17 protein-coding genes are annotated in these 15,345 nt (G+C 67.7%); all 17 read left to right on the top strand.

Annotated elements, in window-relative coordinates; genetic code table 11:
* The first annotated feature begins 23 nt into the window (after positions 1-23).
* Genes metK through lgt form a run of 17 tightly spaced genes read left to right on the top strand, consistent with a single transcriptional unit; the run spans position 24 to position 15,339 of the window.
* A complete protein-coding gene (metK, locus tag FVA74_RS06490; protein ID WP_147721263.1) occupies positions 24-1,220 on the top strand; it encodes a methionine adenosyltransferase in 1,197 nt (398 codons plus the stop codon).
* Complete coding sequence (locus tag FVA74_RS06485; RefSeq protein ID WP_147721262.1) at positions 1,220-3,223, top strand: primosomal protein N'; 2,004 nt, start codon at positions 1,220-1,222, stop codon at positions 3,221-3,223. Before metK ends, FVA74_RS06485 begins: the two co-directional genes overlap by 1 nt.
* A gap of 43 nt (positions 3,224-3,266) precedes the next feature.
* Positions 3,267-4,202 (top strand): methionyl-tRNA formyltransferase, encoded by a 936-nt coding sequence (gene fmt / locus FVA74_RS06480; protein ID WP_147721261.1) that lies wholly within the window; start codon positions 3,267-3,269, stop codon positions 4,200-4,202.
* The gene (locus FVA74_RS06475; RefSeq protein ID WP_147721260.1) at positions 4,199-5,593 is read left to right on the top strand and encodes an RsmB/NOP family class I SAM-dependent RNA methyltransferase; all 1,395 of its coding nucleotides are present in this window, start codon (positions 4,199-4,201) and stop codon (positions 5,591-5,593) included. Before fmt ends, FVA74_RS06475 begins: the two co-directional genes overlap by 4 nt.
* A gap of 9 nt (positions 5,594-5,602) precedes the next feature.
* Entirely contained in the window at positions 5,603-6,271 is a 669-nt protein-coding gene (gene rpe, locus FVA74_RS06470) for a ribulose-phosphate 3-epimerase (protein WP_147721259.1), read from the top strand.
* Positions 6,272-6,317: 46 nt separating this feature from the next.
* Positions 6,318-6,692, top strand: a complete 375-nt coding sequence (locus FVA74_RS06465) for an FKBP-type peptidyl-prolyl cis-trans isomerase (protein ID WP_147721258.1) — start codon at positions 6,318-6,320, stop codon at positions 6,690-6,692.
* A 44-nt stretch (positions 6,693-6,736) separates the two neighbouring features.
* Positions 6,737-7,000, top strand: a complete 264-nt coding sequence (locus FVA74_RS06460) for a phosphoribosyl-ATP diphosphatase (RefSeq protein WP_147721257.1) — start codon at positions 6,737-6,739, stop codon at positions 6,998-7,000.
* Positions 7,001-7,054: 54 nt separating this feature from the next.
* On the top strand, positions 7,055-7,894 hold the full coding sequence (hisG, locus tag FVA74_RS06455) for an ATP phosphoribosyltransferase (RefSeq protein ID WP_147721256.1): 840 nt from the start codon (positions 7,055-7,057) through the stop codon (positions 7,892-7,894).
* Position 7,895: 1 nt separating this feature from the next.
* On the top strand, positions 7,896-8,657 hold the full coding sequence (hisF, locus tag FVA74_RS06450) for an imidazole glycerol phosphate synthase subunit HisF (protein WP_147721255.1): 762 nt from the start codon (positions 7,896-7,898) through the stop codon (positions 8,655-8,657).
* 12 nt (positions 8,658-8,669) lie between these two features.
* Positions 8,670-9,038: a phosphoribosyl-AMP cyclohydrolase gene (gene hisI, locus FVA74_RS06445; protein ID WP_147721254.1), complete on the top strand. Its 369-nt coding sequence runs from the start codon at positions 8,670-8,672 to the stop codon at positions 9,036-9,038.
* The gene (locus FVA74_RS06440) at positions 9,031-10,554 is read left to right on the top strand and encodes an anthranilate synthase component I (RefSeq protein WP_147721253.1); all 1,524 of its coding nucleotides are present in this window, start codon (positions 9,031-9,033) and stop codon (positions 10,552-10,554) included. Before hisI ends, FVA74_RS06440 begins: the two co-directional genes overlap by 8 nt.
* The gene (locus FVA74_RS06435) at positions 10,551-11,162 is read left to right on the top strand and encodes a Trp biosynthesis-associated membrane protein (protein WP_147721252.1); all 612 of its coding nucleotides are present in this window, start codon (positions 10,551-10,553) and stop codon (positions 11,160-11,162) included. Before FVA74_RS06440 ends, FVA74_RS06435 begins: the two co-directional genes overlap by 4 nt.
* A gap of 31 nt (positions 11,163-11,193) precedes the next feature.
* A complete protein-coding gene (locus tag FVA74_RS06430; protein ID WP_147721251.1) occupies positions 11,194-11,424 on the top strand; it encodes a DUF6704 family protein in 231 nt (76 codons plus the stop codon).
* A gap of 6 nt (positions 11,425-11,430) precedes the next feature.
* Positions 11,431-12,204, top strand: a complete 774-nt coding sequence (gene trpC / locus FVA74_RS06425; RefSeq protein ID WP_147721250.1) for an indole-3-glycerol phosphate synthase TrpC — start codon at positions 11,431-11,433, stop codon at positions 12,202-12,204.
* Between the two features lie 28 nt (positions 12,205-12,232).
* On the top strand, positions 12,233-13,444 hold the full coding sequence (trpB, locus tag FVA74_RS06420; protein ID WP_147721249.1) for a tryptophan synthase subunit beta: 1,212 nt from the start codon (positions 12,233-12,235) through the stop codon (positions 13,442-13,444).
* Positions 13,441-14,244 carry a tryptophan synthase subunit alpha gene (gene trpA, locus FVA74_RS06415; protein ID WP_147721248.1) on the top strand — a complete coding sequence of 268 codons (804 nt, stop codon included), beginning with the start codon at positions 13,441-13,443 and terminating at the stop codon, positions 14,242-14,244. The genes trpB and trpA overlap by 4 nt, the downstream gene beginning before the upstream one ends.
* A 54-nt stretch (positions 14,245-14,298) precedes the next feature.
* Positions 14,299-15,339: a prolipoprotein diacylglyceryl transferase gene (gene lgt / locus FVA74_RS06410; RefSeq protein ID WP_147721247.1), complete on the top strand. Its 1,041-nt coding sequence runs from the start codon at positions 14,299-14,301 to the stop codon at positions 15,337-15,339.
* The last annotated feature ends 6 nt before the right edge of the window (positions 15,340-15,345 follow it).

The raw sequence follows: 15,345 nt of genomic DNA, 5'->3' as shown, positions 1-15,345 counted from the left end.
CTCACGACCGAAGGTTCCGCTCCATGACCAGTTCCCTGCGCCTCTTCACGTCCGAGTCGGTCACTGAGGGTCACCCGGACAAGATCTGCGACCAGATTTCCGACTCGATCCTCGATGCCCTCCTCGAGCAGGACCCCCGCAGCCGCGTCGCGGTCGAGACGCTCGTCACGACCGGCCTCGTGCATGTCGCGGGTGAGGTCACGACCGACGGTTATGTCGAGATTCCGGGGATCGTGCGAGACGTCATCACGCGCATCGGCTACAACTCCTCCGAAGTTGGTTTCGACGGCAGCAACTGCGGTGTCACCGTCTCCATCGGAGCGCAGTCGCCCGATATCGCGCAGGGGGTGGACGTGGCGCTCGAGGAGCGCCTGGGCGACACAGGCGACGCCTTCAATAGCCAGGGAGCCGGCGACCAGGGGATCATGTTCGGCTTCGCCACGACCGAGACGCCGCAGCTCATGCCCGTGCCGATCTGGCTGGCGCACCGCCTGTCCGAGCGTCTCACGGAAATGCGCAAGGACGGCCATGTCGACTACCTGCGCCCGGACGGCAAGACGCAGGTCACGGTCGGCTACGAGGGTCATGTGCCGAAGACGATTGACACCGTCGTGCTCTCGACACAGCACGCTCCCGGCGTCGGCGCGGCCGCCCTCGAGGCGGAGATGCGCGAGTTCGTGATCGAACCCGTGCTGGCGCAGGCCGGACTCGACCACTCGGGTGTCAAGCTCCTCGTGAACCCGACCGGCAAGTTCGAGATTGGCGGTCCCAAGGGAGACGCGGGGCTCACCGGCCGCAAGGTCATCGTCGACACCTACGGCGGAGCAGCACGGCATGGTGGTGGCGCCTTCAGCGGCAAGGACCCCTCCAAGGTCGACCGTTCGGCCGCGTATGCCATGCGCTGGGTCGCGAAGAACGCGGTGGCGGCGGGTCTCGCCGACCGTCTTGAACTGCAGGTCGCCTACGCGATCGGCCGCGCAGCTCCCGTCGGACTCTATGTCGAGACCTTTGGCACGGGGAAGGTGGCAGACAGCGTCATCATCGACGCGATTCGGCAGGTCTTCGACCTCCGCCCGGCCGCGATTATCCGCGACCTCGAACTGCTGCGACCCATCTACGCACAGACGGCGGCCTACGGCCACTTCGGTCGGGAGCTTCCTGACTTCACCTGGGAGCGGCTGGACCGCGTCGACGATCTCCGCTCCGCCGCGAGGCTCTAGTGCCGGCGGGCTCGACGCGCGTCGCGCGAGTCATGATCGAATCCCCCCTGCCGCAGCTCGACCGACTGTTCGACTATGAGATTCCGGCCGACATGGCGGGAGACTGTGCCGTCGGCGTACGAGTGCGGGTGCCGCTTCGTTCCGTCGGGCGCATCGCGGACGGCTACGTGGTCGAGGTCAGCGATGGCGCGGACTATGACGGCAAGCTGAGCCCGCTCGAGGAGGTCGTCTCGACCGTGCCCGTCCTCGCCCCCGAGGTGTGGTCCTTGGCGCGACGCGTCGCCGACCGCGCGGCCGGCACGGCAAGCGATGTCGTGAGACTTGCCGTGCCTCGGCGCCAGGTTCGCGTCGAGAAGTCCTGGCTGCAGGCCGCGGGCCAGGCGAAGGATCAATCGGCCACGACGCCTGTCTCGCCCGTCGAGGTCCCCGAGTATGGCGAGGGGCGCATTCGCGAGCTCATTTCCGGCAGACAACGTGTGGCCCTTTCCGCGATTCCACGAGTCCTGGCCCTTCCAGCCGCGGAGGGCGACGCCGAGCCGCAGTGGGTTGCGCATTGGGCGGTCACGCTGGCAGCGGCGGCGAGCCACGCGCTTGCCGAGGGCACGAGCGCAATCCTCGCAGTGCCGGACTATCGCGACCAGAACCAGCTCCTGGCCGCGCTTCACGGAGTGTTGCCCGCCGACTGCATCGTGCGCTGCGACGCGCGCCAGTCGAATCCGGATCGTTACCGTTCCCACCTCACGGCACTGGATGACCGGCCGAAGGTCGTCGTGGGCAATCGCTCCGCCGTCTACGCGCCCGCCGCACGCCTGGGGCTCATTGCACTCTGGGATGACGGCGACCCGCTTCATTCCGAACCCCTTGCCCCGTACGTGCACGCCAGGGATGCAGCGCTCGTGCGGCAGGAACAGCAGTCATGCGCCCTCATATTCGCCTCGCACATGCGCAGTGCAGAGACTGAGCGGCTCGTCGAGCTCGGGTGGCTGACGGCGGTGGAGCCGCAGCGTGCCGTGCTCCCGCGCGTCATAGCGACAGCTGCGCAGGAATCGGGCGAAGGCTTTGCCGCCGTCGCCCGCATCCCCTCGCTCGCCTGGCGGGAGGCGAGGGAGGCCTTGAAGGCCGGCCCCGTGCTCGTCCAGGTGGCACGGCCCGGATATGCACCGAAACTGGCCTGTGCCTCGTGTGGCGTCGCGTGCCGCTGCGCCACCTGCGGTGGCCCCCTGGCGATGCGAACGGCCGGCTCCGCACCGTCGTGTCGACTCTGCGGAGCCATCGCGACCGCCTGGCGCTGCTCGGAGTGTGGTCACGACCGCATGCGCACGGTGGGGCAGGGCTCCCAGCGCACGGCCGACGACCTCGGCAGGGCGTTCCCCGGGGTGCGCGTCGTCGTGTCCGACGGCGATCGTCCCCTCGAGTCCGTGCCCGCCAAGCCCGCCCTTGTGATCGCGACCCGAGGAGCAGAGCCGCTGGCCGCGGGCGGCTACCGAGCCGTCTTGCTGCTGGACGGAGAACGGATGCTGGCGCGGGAGAGCCTCACGGTCGCTGAGGATTGCCTTCGCTGGTGGACCAGCGCCGTTTCCCTCGCGGCACCGGGGGCGCCGACCGTGCTCGTGGGCGTCGGCGGGGACCTCGCCAAGGCGCTCGCGACCTGGCGCACGAATGACTTCGTCGCTCGTGAGTTGGCCGAGCGACGGACGCTTCGCTTCCCGCCGGCGGTTCGGGTCGCGACGATCACGGGGTCGCGTGAGCCGGTCGATGATGCCGTCGCCGCGGTGTCGGCCCTGCCGGGCGTCGACGTCCTGGGCCCGACCCTGACGGACGATGGCCTTCGCGCCGTCGTGCGCTTCGACTATGGCGCAGGGGCTGAGGTCGCGTCGGCACTGCGCTCCGAGGTAATCCGGGCCGCGGCGAATCGTCGCCGTCGCCTCTCGCCCGGATCGAACGAGCGAGCGCCACTGCCTAAACTCAGAGTGCGGTTCGACGATCCCGAGCCGTTCCTCTGACGGGCGATCAATCCGTCATCCAGTGAGAAGTGGTTTCCACGCTATGCGTCTCGTCTTCGCCGGCTCTCCCGATGCCGCCGTCCCCAGCCTTCGCGCCCTCGCGGCGTCGTCCCACGACGTCGTGGGCGTGATCACTCGCGAGGATTCGCCCCAGGGGCGCAAGCGGGTCATGACGCCAACGCCCGTCGCCCTCGCGGCGCAGGAGTACGGCGTGCCCGCCATCAAGGCCAATCGGCTCGATGAGCGCGTCGACGAACTTGTCACGGCGCTGGAACCAGACCTCGGCGTCATCGTGGCATACGGCGGGCTCGTGCGGGAACCACTCCTGTCGCGTCCTCCCTTCGGCTGGATCAACCTCCACTTCTCGCTCCTGCCGCGCTGGCGAGGCGCCGCCCCTGTCCAGCGAGCACTCATGGCCGGCGACGAGGTGACGGGCGCGACGGTGTTCCAGCTCGTCAAGGAGCTAGACGCCGGGGATGTCTTCGGCCACCTCACCCAGGCGATCGCGCCCGCCGACACGGCCGGCGACCTCCTCGGGTCGTTGGCAGCGTCGGGCTCTGAACTCGTGACGCGTGTCGTCGACTCGATCGCGCGCGGCGAGGCGCGGCCCGAACCACAGGAGGGCGACGTCACACTCGCGCCGAAGCTCACCCAGGCCGACGGACTCATCGGTTTCGATCGCCACCCGGCACTCGTCTCCGGCCACATTCGCGGCGTGACGCCGGAACCCGGTGCCTATGCAGAGATCGAGGGACAGCGACTCAAGCTCCTGGCAATCGCCCCCGGCCTCCACGAGCATCCTCTCGAGGCCGGCGAGGTGGTCGAGGCGGACGGTCGCATTCTGGTCGGCACGGCCGGTGCAGCAATCGAGCTGTTGCTCGTGCAGCCCGCAGGCAAGAAGGCCATGGCTGCGGGGGACTGGCTGCGCGGACGGCAGGGTCGGCCCACCCGTTTCGACGCGATTGGAGGCACGGAATGAAGCGCTCAGCATCCGGTGCACCACGGCAGGGCAGCGTACAACCGGCACGCCGAGTTGCCTACGAGGTCATCGCAGCGGTGCGAGAGACGGATGCCTACGCGAACCTCCTCCTCCCCGTGAAACTCGAGCGGGCGGGATTGCATGGGGGTGACGCAGCGCTCGCGACCGAGTTGACCTATGGCACCCTCCGCCAGCGCGGTTACTACGACGCCGTCATCGAACACGCCGCGGGCCGTTCCGTCGACAAGATCGATCCGGCGATCCTCGATGTACTGCGTCTCGGCACACACCAGCTGCTCTCGATGCGAGTGGCTTCGCATGCCGCTGTCGACGAGGCGGTCTCGCAGGCCCGCCAGGTCGGTTCACGCTCCGCGACCGGATTCGTCAACGGCGTGCTCCGGACGATCTCGCGCAGCACTCCGGGGGAGTGGCGCGATCGGGTCCTCGCAGCACCTCGCTCGGAGGACGAACGCCTCGCAGTCGAGCATTCGCACCCGGTATGGGTTGTCCGTGCCCTGCGCCGGGCACTCGCCGCGGAGGGCCGGGAGCACGAGCTGGAGGCCTTGCTTGAGGCCGACAACTCCGCCCCGGCCGTGAGCCTCGCCGCCCTGCCTGGACTCTCGAAGCCGGAAGAGCTGAGCGGCGAGCCCGGACACCATTCACCCTTCGCCGTGACGAGTTCCGGCGGCGATCCGGCACGCATCCCCGCCATCGCCGACGGCCGGGCTCGTGTGCAGGACGAGGGTTCGCAGCTCGCCGCGCTCGCGCTGAGCCGTGTCGCTGAGCCGAGGCCCGGGGAGCGCTGGCTCGACATGTGTGCCGGCCCCGGCGGCAAGGCCGCCTTGCTCGCGGCCGAGGCGGTCGCATCCGGTGCCACCCTTGTCGCGAACGAGGTCGTGCCGGCGCGGGCCGAACTGGTTCGGCGCGCGCTCGCCCCGATCTCGCCGTCGATCCAGGTCACCGTGAACGATGGACGACTTGCGGGCACTGAGACGCCCGGCCACTACGACCGCGTGCTCATCGACGCCCCCTGCACGGGGCTTGGTGCACTGCGGCGACGTCCTGAGGCTCGCTGGCGCAAGCAGCCAAAGGATGTTCCCGCGCTGGCCTCCCTGCAGGCGGAGTTGCTCGAATCCGGTCTCAAGGCCACGCGCCCCGGTGGCGTCGTCGCCTACGTGACCTGCTCGCCCCACCTGGCAGAGACGCGTGCCGTGCTCGCCTCGGTGTTGAAACGGCATCCGGATGTCGAACGACTCGACGCGAGCGCTGTCCTGGCCGATGTCGTGACGTCCCCCCTGGACCTCGGCGACTCAGATGGCACGGTGCAGCTCTGGCCGCACCGGCACGGCACGGACGCCATGTTCATCTCGCTCCTTCGCGTGCCTCGATAGGCTCGCCCCATGCCAGTGCGCGTCAACCCCAGCATCCTGTCGGCTGACTTCGTCAACATGCAGAGCGAGCTCGATCGCATCGCGACGGCCGACCTCGTGCACGTCGATGTCATGGACAACCACTTCGTGCCAAACCTGACCTTCGGTCCCCAGATGGTCGAGCGCATCCAGGCGGTGTCTCCCGTGCCGCTCGATGTGCACCTTATGATCGACGATCCCGATCGATGGGCACCCGGCTACGCCGAACTGGGCGCCTACTCCGTCACCTTCCATGCCGAGGCCGCAGCCGACGCGGTGTCGCTCGCGCGGCGGCTCAGGCAGATCGGTGCGCGAGCGGGCGTCGCGCTGAAGCCCGGCACCCCCGTCGAGCCTTACCTGGAACTGCTCACCGAGTTCGACCAGGTGCTCGTCATGACGGTGGAGCCCGGTTTCGGGGGGCAGAAGTTCATGCACGAGGTCATGCCGAAACTGACGTCACTGCGTGAGGCCGTCTCCCGGAGCGGCCTCGACGTGTGGCTCCAGGTCGACGGGGGAGTCACAGAGGAGACCATCGGGATCGCCTCCGAGGCGGGGGCCGACACCTTCGTCGCCGGCTCGAGTGTCTACAACGCGGGAGACCCGGCGGCGCAGATTGAGGCGCTGCGAGCCGCTGCGCTTGCGTCACATCACCACCATTGACCGATCGGATGCCCGTGCATGCGCTCTCGTCTGCTTGGATGGTCACATGACTGACACGAACCGCACGAAGCCCGAGATCGACTTCTACGAGGGCGAGGCCCCGACCGAGCTCGTCGTCACCGATATCGAGGTCGGCACGGGGGCTGAGGCAAAGCCCGGAGCGACCGTCGACGTGCACTACCTCGGCGTCGACCTGGAGAGCGGCGAGGAGTTCGACTCTTCGTGGAGCCGCGGCCAGTCCATCAACTTCCCACTCGGCAGCCTGATCGCCGGATGGCAGCAGGGCATCCCCGGCATGAAGGTCGGCGGCCGTCGCCAGCTGATCTGCCCGCCCAACCTCGCCTACGGACCGGCCGGTGGCGGGCACCAGCTCTCGGGTCGCACCCTGATCTTCGTGATCGACCTGCTCGGCGTTAGCTGAGCGCATGGGCGTCCGGCCCTTCCGGGGCTAGTACCCTTGACACCGTGAAGACGTTCGATGACCTGTTCGCTGAGCTCGAGGCCAAGGCCACTGAGCGTCCCGAGGGCTCCCGCACGGTCGCCGAACTCGATGCGGGTGTGCACGCGATCGGCAAGAAGATCGTCGAGGAGGCCGCCGAAGTCTGGATGGCCGCCGAGTACCAGTCCGACACGGAGACGGCAGAGGAGATCTCGCAGCTGCTGTACCACCTGCAGGTGCTCATGCTCGCGAAGGGCCTGTCGACGGCAGACGTCTACCGACATCTCTGAGCCACCGCCTCCAGTTACGTTCGACACCGGCATCCGGCCCACAGAGAGAGAATGATGCTTCGCATTGCAGTGCCCAACAAGGGCTCCCTTGCCGAAACCGCAGCCGAGATGCTGCACGAGGCCGGTTACGCGGGCCGCCGCGACCCCAGGGCCCTGACGGTCGCCGACCCCCAGAACGACGTCGAGTTCTTCTTCCTTCGCCCGCGTGACATCGCGACCTATGTCGGGTCGGGCGCCCTCGATGTGGGCATCACGGGTCGTGACCTGCTCCTCGACTCCGGTTCAAACGCGAAGGAGATCACGAATCTCTCCTTCGGCGACTCGACGTTCCGCTTCGCGGGCCCTGCTGGGCGTTTCTCGGAGTTGGAACACCTCCAGGGTGTGCGGGTTGCAACGAGTTACCCGGGTCTCGTGGGCGACTTCCTCACCGAGAGGGGAGTGACCGCCGAACTGGTCAAGCTCGATGGCGCCGTCGAGTCGGCCGTCAAGCTCGGGGTCGCGGATGCCGTCGCCGACGTCGTCTCGACCGGTTCAACGCTTCGAGCCCAGGGCCTCGAGATCTTCGGGCCGGTCATCCTCGAGTCGAGCGCCGTGCTCATCAGCGCCGACGCGAGCATCCCCGGGATCTCCACGCTGCAGCGCCGCTTGCAGGGCGTACTGGTCGCACGCCAGTTCGTCATGATGGACTACGACCTTCCCATCGGGCTTCTCGAGAAGGCGTCGGCCATCACGCCGGGCCTTGAGTCGCCGACCGTGTCTCCCCTGAGGGATGAGACGTGGGTCGCTGTCCGCGTCATGGTGCGCCGGGTCGGCATGAACCGCATCATGGACGAGCTCTACGACCTCGGCGCTCGCGCAATCCTCGTGAGCCCCATCCACGCTGCGAGGCTCTGACATGACCGTCTCCGTGAGAGTCATCCCGTGCCTCGATGTCGCGGCGGGGCGTGTCGTCAAGGGGGTCAACTTCCTCAACCTTCGCGACGCGGGAGATCCGGTTGAGCTCGCGCGCCGCTACTTCGAGCAGGGCGCAGACGAGATCACCTTCCTCGACGTGACCGCAACGGTCGATGACCGGGCGACCATGTACGACGTGGTGCAGGCGACGGCCGAGCAGGTCTTTATTCCGCTCACGGTGGGCGGCGGTGTCCGAAGCGCGGATGACGTGGCCCGGCTGCAGGGGCACGGAGCAGACAAGGTCGGGGTCAACAGCGCCGCGATCGCTCGACCCGAGCTGCTCTCGGAGATCGCAGACCGCTTCGGCTCACAGGCGCTCGTACTCTCGCTCGACCTCAAGCGCTCCGAACGCACCCCATCCGGCTTCGTCGTGACGACGCACGGTGGCAGGACAGAGACCGAGCGCGACGGCCTGGAGTGGGCCCGCGAGGCGATCGAGCGCGGTGCAGGCGAGCTCCTCGTGAACTCGATCGACGCCGACGGCACGAAGTCAGGCTTCGATCTTGAGCTCATCGCCGCCATGCGTGAGGTCAGCTCGGTGCCCGTCATCGCGAGCGGGGGAGCCGGCGCAGTCGAGCACTTCCCACCCGCGATCGCGGCAGGGGCCGATGCCGTGCTTGCGGCATCCGTATTCCACCTCGGCCAGCTGACGGTGGCCGACGTCAAGGGAGGCCTGCGCGACGCTGGCTTCACCGTGCGCTAGGAGGCGACGCTCATGACCGGAGCCGATGTCAACGCCGTGATCGAGCGGGCGGCGTTCAACAGCGATGGGCTGTTGCCCGCCATCATCCAGCAGCACGACACACTCGAGGTGCTCATGCTCGGTTGGATGGACGCCGAGGCGCTCCGCCGAACACTCACGGAAGGTCGGGTCACCTTCTGGTCTCGCTCTCGCCAGGAGTACTGGCGCAAGGGCGACACTTCGGGCAACATGCAGTTCGTCCGTGGTGCCGCCCTCGATTGCGACGCAGACACGATCCTCGTGAGCGTCGACCAGGTGGGGCCCGCCTGCCACACGGGGGCGCGCCGCTGCTTCGATGTCGACCCGCTCGAGCCGGCCTTGGGAAGTCCAGACAATGAATGATTCGACTACACGGGCACAGTTCGATGCCCTGCTCCCGACGCACCGCGTCATCCCCGTGATCAGGGAGGTGTTCGCCGACGGGGAGACCCCGGTCGGCATCTACCGCAAACTTGCCGACGGCCGGCCTGGCTCCTTTCTGCTCGAGTCGGCGGAGCAGGGCGGCATCTGGTCCCGCTTCTCCTTCATCGGGGTGTCATCGTTCGGGGTGCTCACGGAGCACGATGACCGTGCCCAGTGGCTCGACTACGGTCTCGACGAGTCGAGGGCGTTCGGCGAAGCGATTCCCGACGGTCCTCTCGCCGCACTCGACCACCTGCAGCGCCGTTGGGCGACGCCGAAGGTCGAGGGGCATCCCCCTCTCACCGGCGGACTCGTCGGGTTCATCGGCTGGGAGGCAGTGCGCCAGATCGAGCGGCTCCCGGACGCACCCCCAGCCGACTATGACTTCCCCGGGCAGGCGATGAGCTTCGTCTCGGAGCTCGCCGTGAAGGACCACCGCACCGGGTCGGTGCTGCTGGTCGTTGCCGCGCTCAACGACGGCGTGTCGACGCCCGAGGAACTCTGGGCGGATGCCTCGGCTCGCCTCGATGGCCTGCAGGAACGTCTCTCGCGGCCCGCCGAGGCATGGTTGGCCGAGGTCGACATGTCGCTCGCACCAACGCCGAAGCCCCGCATCTCCGAGTCGGACTACACCGGCATGGTCGAGGCATCCAAGCGCTTCATCCGCGACGGCGACGTGTTCCAGGTCGTGATCTCCCAGCGTTTCGACCATGAGATCACGGCCCAGCCGATCGACGTCTACCGGGTGCTTCGTACGCTCAATCCGAGCCCGTACATGTACCTCCTCTCGCTCGAGTCGGCAAGTGGCGAACCATACTGGGTCGTCGGCTCCTCCCCTGAGGCACTCGTCAAGGTGCAGGACGGCCGCGTCTTCAGCCATCCGATCGCCGGCTCGCGTCCGCGCGGGGCCACTCCAGAGGAGGACGTCGCCTTCGCAGACGACCTACTGCGCGACCCCAAGGAGCGGGCGGAACACCTCATGCTCGTCGACCTCGCTCGCAACGACCTGCAGAAGGTGTGCGAACCGGGTTCGGTTGAGGTGACCGAGTTCATGCAGGTCGAGCGATACAGCCACATCATGCACCTCGTCTCGAGTGTCGAGGGCGACCTGCGGAATGAGGCATCCCCGCTCAATGTCTTCACTGCGACCTTCCCCGCGGGCACGCTCTCGGGAGCGCCGAAGCCGAGGGCGCTCGAAATCATCGACGAACTCGAGGTCTCACGCCGCGGTCTCTACGGGGGAGTGGTGGGCTACTTCGGCCTCGCGGGTGACATCGACCTTGCCATCGCCATCCGCACCACGACGATTGCAGGAGGTGTCGCCCGAGTGCAGGCCGGAGCCGGTCTCGTCGCTGACTCCGACCCTGCGCTCGAGCACCAAGAGGCGAAGAACAAGGCAGCAGCACCCCTCCGCGCCGTCGCAATCGCGAATGCCATGCGACGGATCGACGGATGACCCGCCTCCTCCGCTCGAAGCCGATCGCGCTGGCAGTGAGCGCCCTGCTGGGCGGCACAGTGTTGCTGGCGTGGTCACAAACGTGGATCACGAGCACCCTCGCACCGGGGATCTCACTCGAAGAGCGCATCCCGGTCGGGGGAGACACTGCAGCGCCCGCCCTGGCGCCCCTTGCCCTGGCCATGATGGCGCTCGTCGCGGCCCTCGCGATCGCGTCGCGCATGGTCCGGGTCGTGCTCTCGGTTATCTTCATGCTGCTCGGCGCCGCCGTCGTGGCGGTCGCCTCCGGTACGCTCATCGACCCCCTCCGTGCGGCGACGGCATCCGTGGTCTCCTCGACCGGGCTCGAGGGCGATGCGGCAGTCGCATCCGCGGTCGTCGCGCTCGAGATCACTCCGTGGCCCATGGTCGCCCTTATCACCGGCGCGCTGGTGTTCGTATGGGGCGTCGTGCTGGCGCTGAACTCGCGCGGCTGGGGCTCAGCTTCGGCGCGCTATGACACCGCGGCCGGCGCCCTTGACACGACAGCCGCCGCTCCGTCGAAGGTATCCGACTGGGACTCGCTCAGCGGCGGGGATGACCCGACGAGCCCGTCGGGGTCACGATAGACTTGCCAGATCGCACCGAGAAGGAGTTTCAGTGAGCGACCACAACACCGATCCCGGCCACGGCCACTCTCCGGCAGCCTGGACCGCCGTCACGATCATGCTCGTGGCCTTTGCCGCGGGCACGCTGGCGTTCTGGTTCGACATGCCTGCCCTGGTCTGGGCATCCGCCGGGCTCCTCGTCGTCGGCCTGATCGTGGGCTGGATCATGGCGAAGGTCGGTTACGGCGCCGGCGGGCACCGCTACACGCCGAAGGATCACTGACGCGCAGTGCTAGATGACCTGTTAGCCGGGGCGCTTGCGGACGCCGAAGCGCGTCGTGCTGAGCGTCCCTTGCACGAGGTCGAGGCCCTCGCGCTCGCACGTCCTCCGGCGATCGATGCGATCGAGGCGCTTTCCCCCGCAGACCGGGTGAAGATTATCGCGGAGGTTAAGCGAGCGAGCCCCTCGCGCGGCACTTTGGCAGAGATCCCAGACCCCGCCGCTCTCGCGGTCTCCTACGAGACGGGAGGGGCGAGCGCGATCAGCGTGCTGACTGAGCAGCGCAGGTTCGGCGGCTCCCTCGACGACCTCGAGGCCGTGCGCAGCGCCGTGTCGCTGCCCGTGCTCCGCAAGGACTTCATCGGCGACCCGTACCAGGTCTTCGAGGCTCGCGCAGCGGGAGCCGACATCGTGCTCCTCATCGTCGCCGCGCTTGACCAGGACCGCCTGGCCTCGCTGTATTCGCTGATTCGCCAGCTGGGAATGACGGCGCTCGTCGAGACCCACAGCGCCGAGGAATTGAGCCGCGCGCTCGACCTCGGAGCGGGTCTGGTCGGCGTCAACGCTCGCAACCTGTCGACTTTCGAGCTTGATCAGAACCTTTTCGGTGAACTCGCGGTACAGATCCCGGCCGGCGTCATCAGGGTCGCCGAGTCCGCGGTGAAGTCTGCAGCGGATGTCGCCCACTACCGCGCTGCAGGGGCTGACGTCGTGCTGGTCGGCGAGGCACTCGTCACCCAGGGCGACCCTGTGCGCACCCTCCAGGACTTCCTCGCCGTCTGACGGCCTCCACGAACGGAACCCCAAGCACATGTCGCTGCGTGACAACACCGGCCCCTTCTTCGGTGAATACGGCGGACGCTTCATGCCGGAATCCCTCATCGCCGCCATCGACGAGATCGCCGAGGCCTATGAGTCGTGCCGCACGGACGAGTCATTCCAGGCAGAGCTGCGTGAGCTGCACCGTTCCTACACGGGGAGGCCGTCGATCATCACGGAGGTGCCTCGTTTCGCAGAGCACGCCGGAGGCGCGCGGGTCATCCTCAAGCGGGAGGACTTGAACCACACGGGCTCACACAAGATCAACAACGTGCTGGGCCAGGCGCTCCTCACGAAGCGACTCGGCAAGACTCGTGTCATCGCGGAGACGGGCGCCGGACAGCACGGCGTGGCCACCGCGACGGCGGCTGCACTGTTCGGGCTCGAGTGCACCGTCTACATGGGCGAAGTCGACACGCAGCGCCAGGCGCTCAACGTGGCGCGCATGCGGCTGCTGGGTGCCGAGGTCGTGTCTGTGACGACCGGATCACGCACGCTCAAGGATGCGATCAACGAGGCCTACCGCGAGTGGGTCACCTCGGTCGAGACCACCAACTACGTGTTCGGCACGGCCGCTGGCCCGCATCCGTTCCCCCTGATGGTGCGCGACTTCCAGAAGATCATCGGTGAGGAAGCACGCGAGCAGGTGCAGGAGCTGACCGGTCGCCTGCCCGACGCCGTCGCTGCTTGTGTGGGTGGTGGCTCGAACGCCATCGGAATCTTCCACGCCTTCCTCGACGACCCCGATGTGCGTCTCTTCGGCTTTGAGGCGGCGGGCGATGGCGTTGACACGCCTCGCCACGCGGCCTCGATCAGTAAGGGCCGGCCGGGAGTCCTCCATGGGGCGCGCAGCTACCTCCTGCAGGACGAAGACGGCCAGACGATCGAGTCCCACTCGATCTCGGCGGGACTCGACTATCCGGGTGTCGGGCCGGAGCATGCCTGGCTCGCGGACATCAAGCGCGCCGAGTATCGGCCAACGACAGACACGGAGGCGATGGATGCCCTGCGACTCCTCAGCCGCACGGAGGGCATCATCCCCGCCATCGAGTCCGCGCACGCCCTCGCCGGCGCGCTGAAGCTGGGCAAGGAGCTGGGCCCCGAGTCCACGATCCTCGTGAACCTCAGCGGCCGCGGCGATAAGGATGTGGCGACTGCCGGGGAGTGGTTCGGACTGTTCGATGAGGGGGCGCGACAGGCATGAATGGATCGCTGAACACGGCGTCTGTAGAGTCCGTCATCCAGCGTCGCCGGGACGAAGGCAGCGGCGCGCTCATCGGCTACCTGCCAGTCGGCTTCCCCGACCTCGCAACCAGTGTCGACGCGGCCGTGGCACTCGCGGAGAACGGCGTCGATGTCCTCGAGCTCGGCGTGCCGTACTCCGACCCCGTGATGGATGGCCTCGTGATCCAGCGGGCCACGCAAGAGGCGCTGAAACAGGGCTTTCGCGTGCGCGACGTCTTCACGGCGGTCGAGCAGATCCGCGCCCGCGTCGATGTGCCGGTGCTGGTCATGACCTACTGGAACCCCGTTCTCCAGTACGGGGTCGACCGTTTCGCCGACGAGCTCGTCTCCGCAGGAGGCGCTGGCCTCATCACTCCTGACATCACCCCCGATGCCGCCGACGAGTGGATCGCTACGAGCGACAGGACAAGCCTCGACCGGGTCTTCCTCGCCGCGCCAACCTCGAGCGATGAACGACTCAAGCGCACGGTGGAGGCAACGCGCGGCTTCGTCTACGCGGTATCCACGATGGGCATCACGGGGCTTCGCACCGACCTGGATGCCGCGGCACGCACGCTCATCGCACGCCTCCGTGATGCGGGCGCCCGCACGGCGTGCGTCGGCATCGGCATCTCGAATCCTGACCAGGTGCACCAGGTCCTCGAGTACGCGGACGGCGCGATCGTAGGAACCGCGCTAGTGAAGGCTCTCGCAGACGGGGGAGTGGCGAAGCTCGCCGAGACGGCGGCGGCACTCTCCGCCGGTACTACGCTTAACTAGTTTTCCCCGCGGGCTGCTCGCTGTTGCAGACCGCTCCCGACGAAAGGTTGTCGCGTGTTCGTGCCTTCCAGCATCCCCAGCCCGAGCGAAGAGTGGCGCGCGTTCAACATCGGCGCGTGGCTCCGCGAACTCGGGCTTGAGTGGTTCACGCTCGACATCACAGTCACGGCCTATGCGCTGTGCATCCTGACCGGCATCCTCGTGGCCGCGTGGCTGACGAACCGTCGCCTGACCGCCCGTGGCGCTGAACCCTGGATCGTCATCGACGTGAGCCTCTTCGCCGTCCTCCTCGGAATCGTCGGCGCTCGCATCTTCCACGTCGTGACCCATCCAGACGACTACTTCGGCGCGGGCGCAGACCCCTTGGCCGTGTTCCGTGTCTGGGAGGGCGGGATCGCGATCTTCGGCGCGCTCCTCGGCGGCGCGGTCGGCGCATACATCGGCTGCCGCATGACAGGACTGCGGTTCTGGACCTATGCGGATGCCCTCGCCCCGGGTCTGCTCATCGCCCAGGCCCTCGGCCGCTTCGGCAATTGGTTCAACCACGAGCTGTTCGGTACCCCGACCGACCTGCCGTGGGGCCTCGAGATCGAGCCCGACAATCCCGCCTTCCCCGTCGGACTCCCTGATGACACCCTCTTCCACCCCACCTTCCTCTACGAGGTGATCTGGAACCTGCTCGGTGCGTTTGTCATCATTGCCGTCTCGCGTCGCTTGACGCTCCAGTGGGGGAGAACCTTCGGCCTGTACCTCATCTGGTACGGGGCCGGTCGCGTCGTCTGGGAGTCGATCCGGGTCGACCCGAGCGAGGTGTTCTTCGGCCTCCGCACGAATGTGTGGGCCGCCATCTTCGCGATCGTCGTCGGCATCATCATCATGATGGTGCAGGCGCGCCGGCATCCAGGACTCGAGCCGAGCCCGTACGTGCCCGGTCGATCGTGGGAGCCGGAGGGTGTTGTACACTCTGACGACACTTACTCCGACAACGACGATGACTACAGGGCAGTGGTCAGTCCAAACGCCTCGTCGGACGAGGTGTCGTCAAGCGAGACTGCCACAAGCGAGTCGAGCACCACCCCCTCTTCCGGTCGGTAATCAGCG

It is taken from the genome of Salinibacterium sp. dk2585 (genome assembly GCF_008001035.1).
Lineage (GTDB): Bacteria > Actinomycetota > Actinomycetes > Actinomycetales > Microbacteriaceae > Homoserinimonas.
This window is presented reverse-complemented; position numbering and strand designations above follow the sequence as displayed.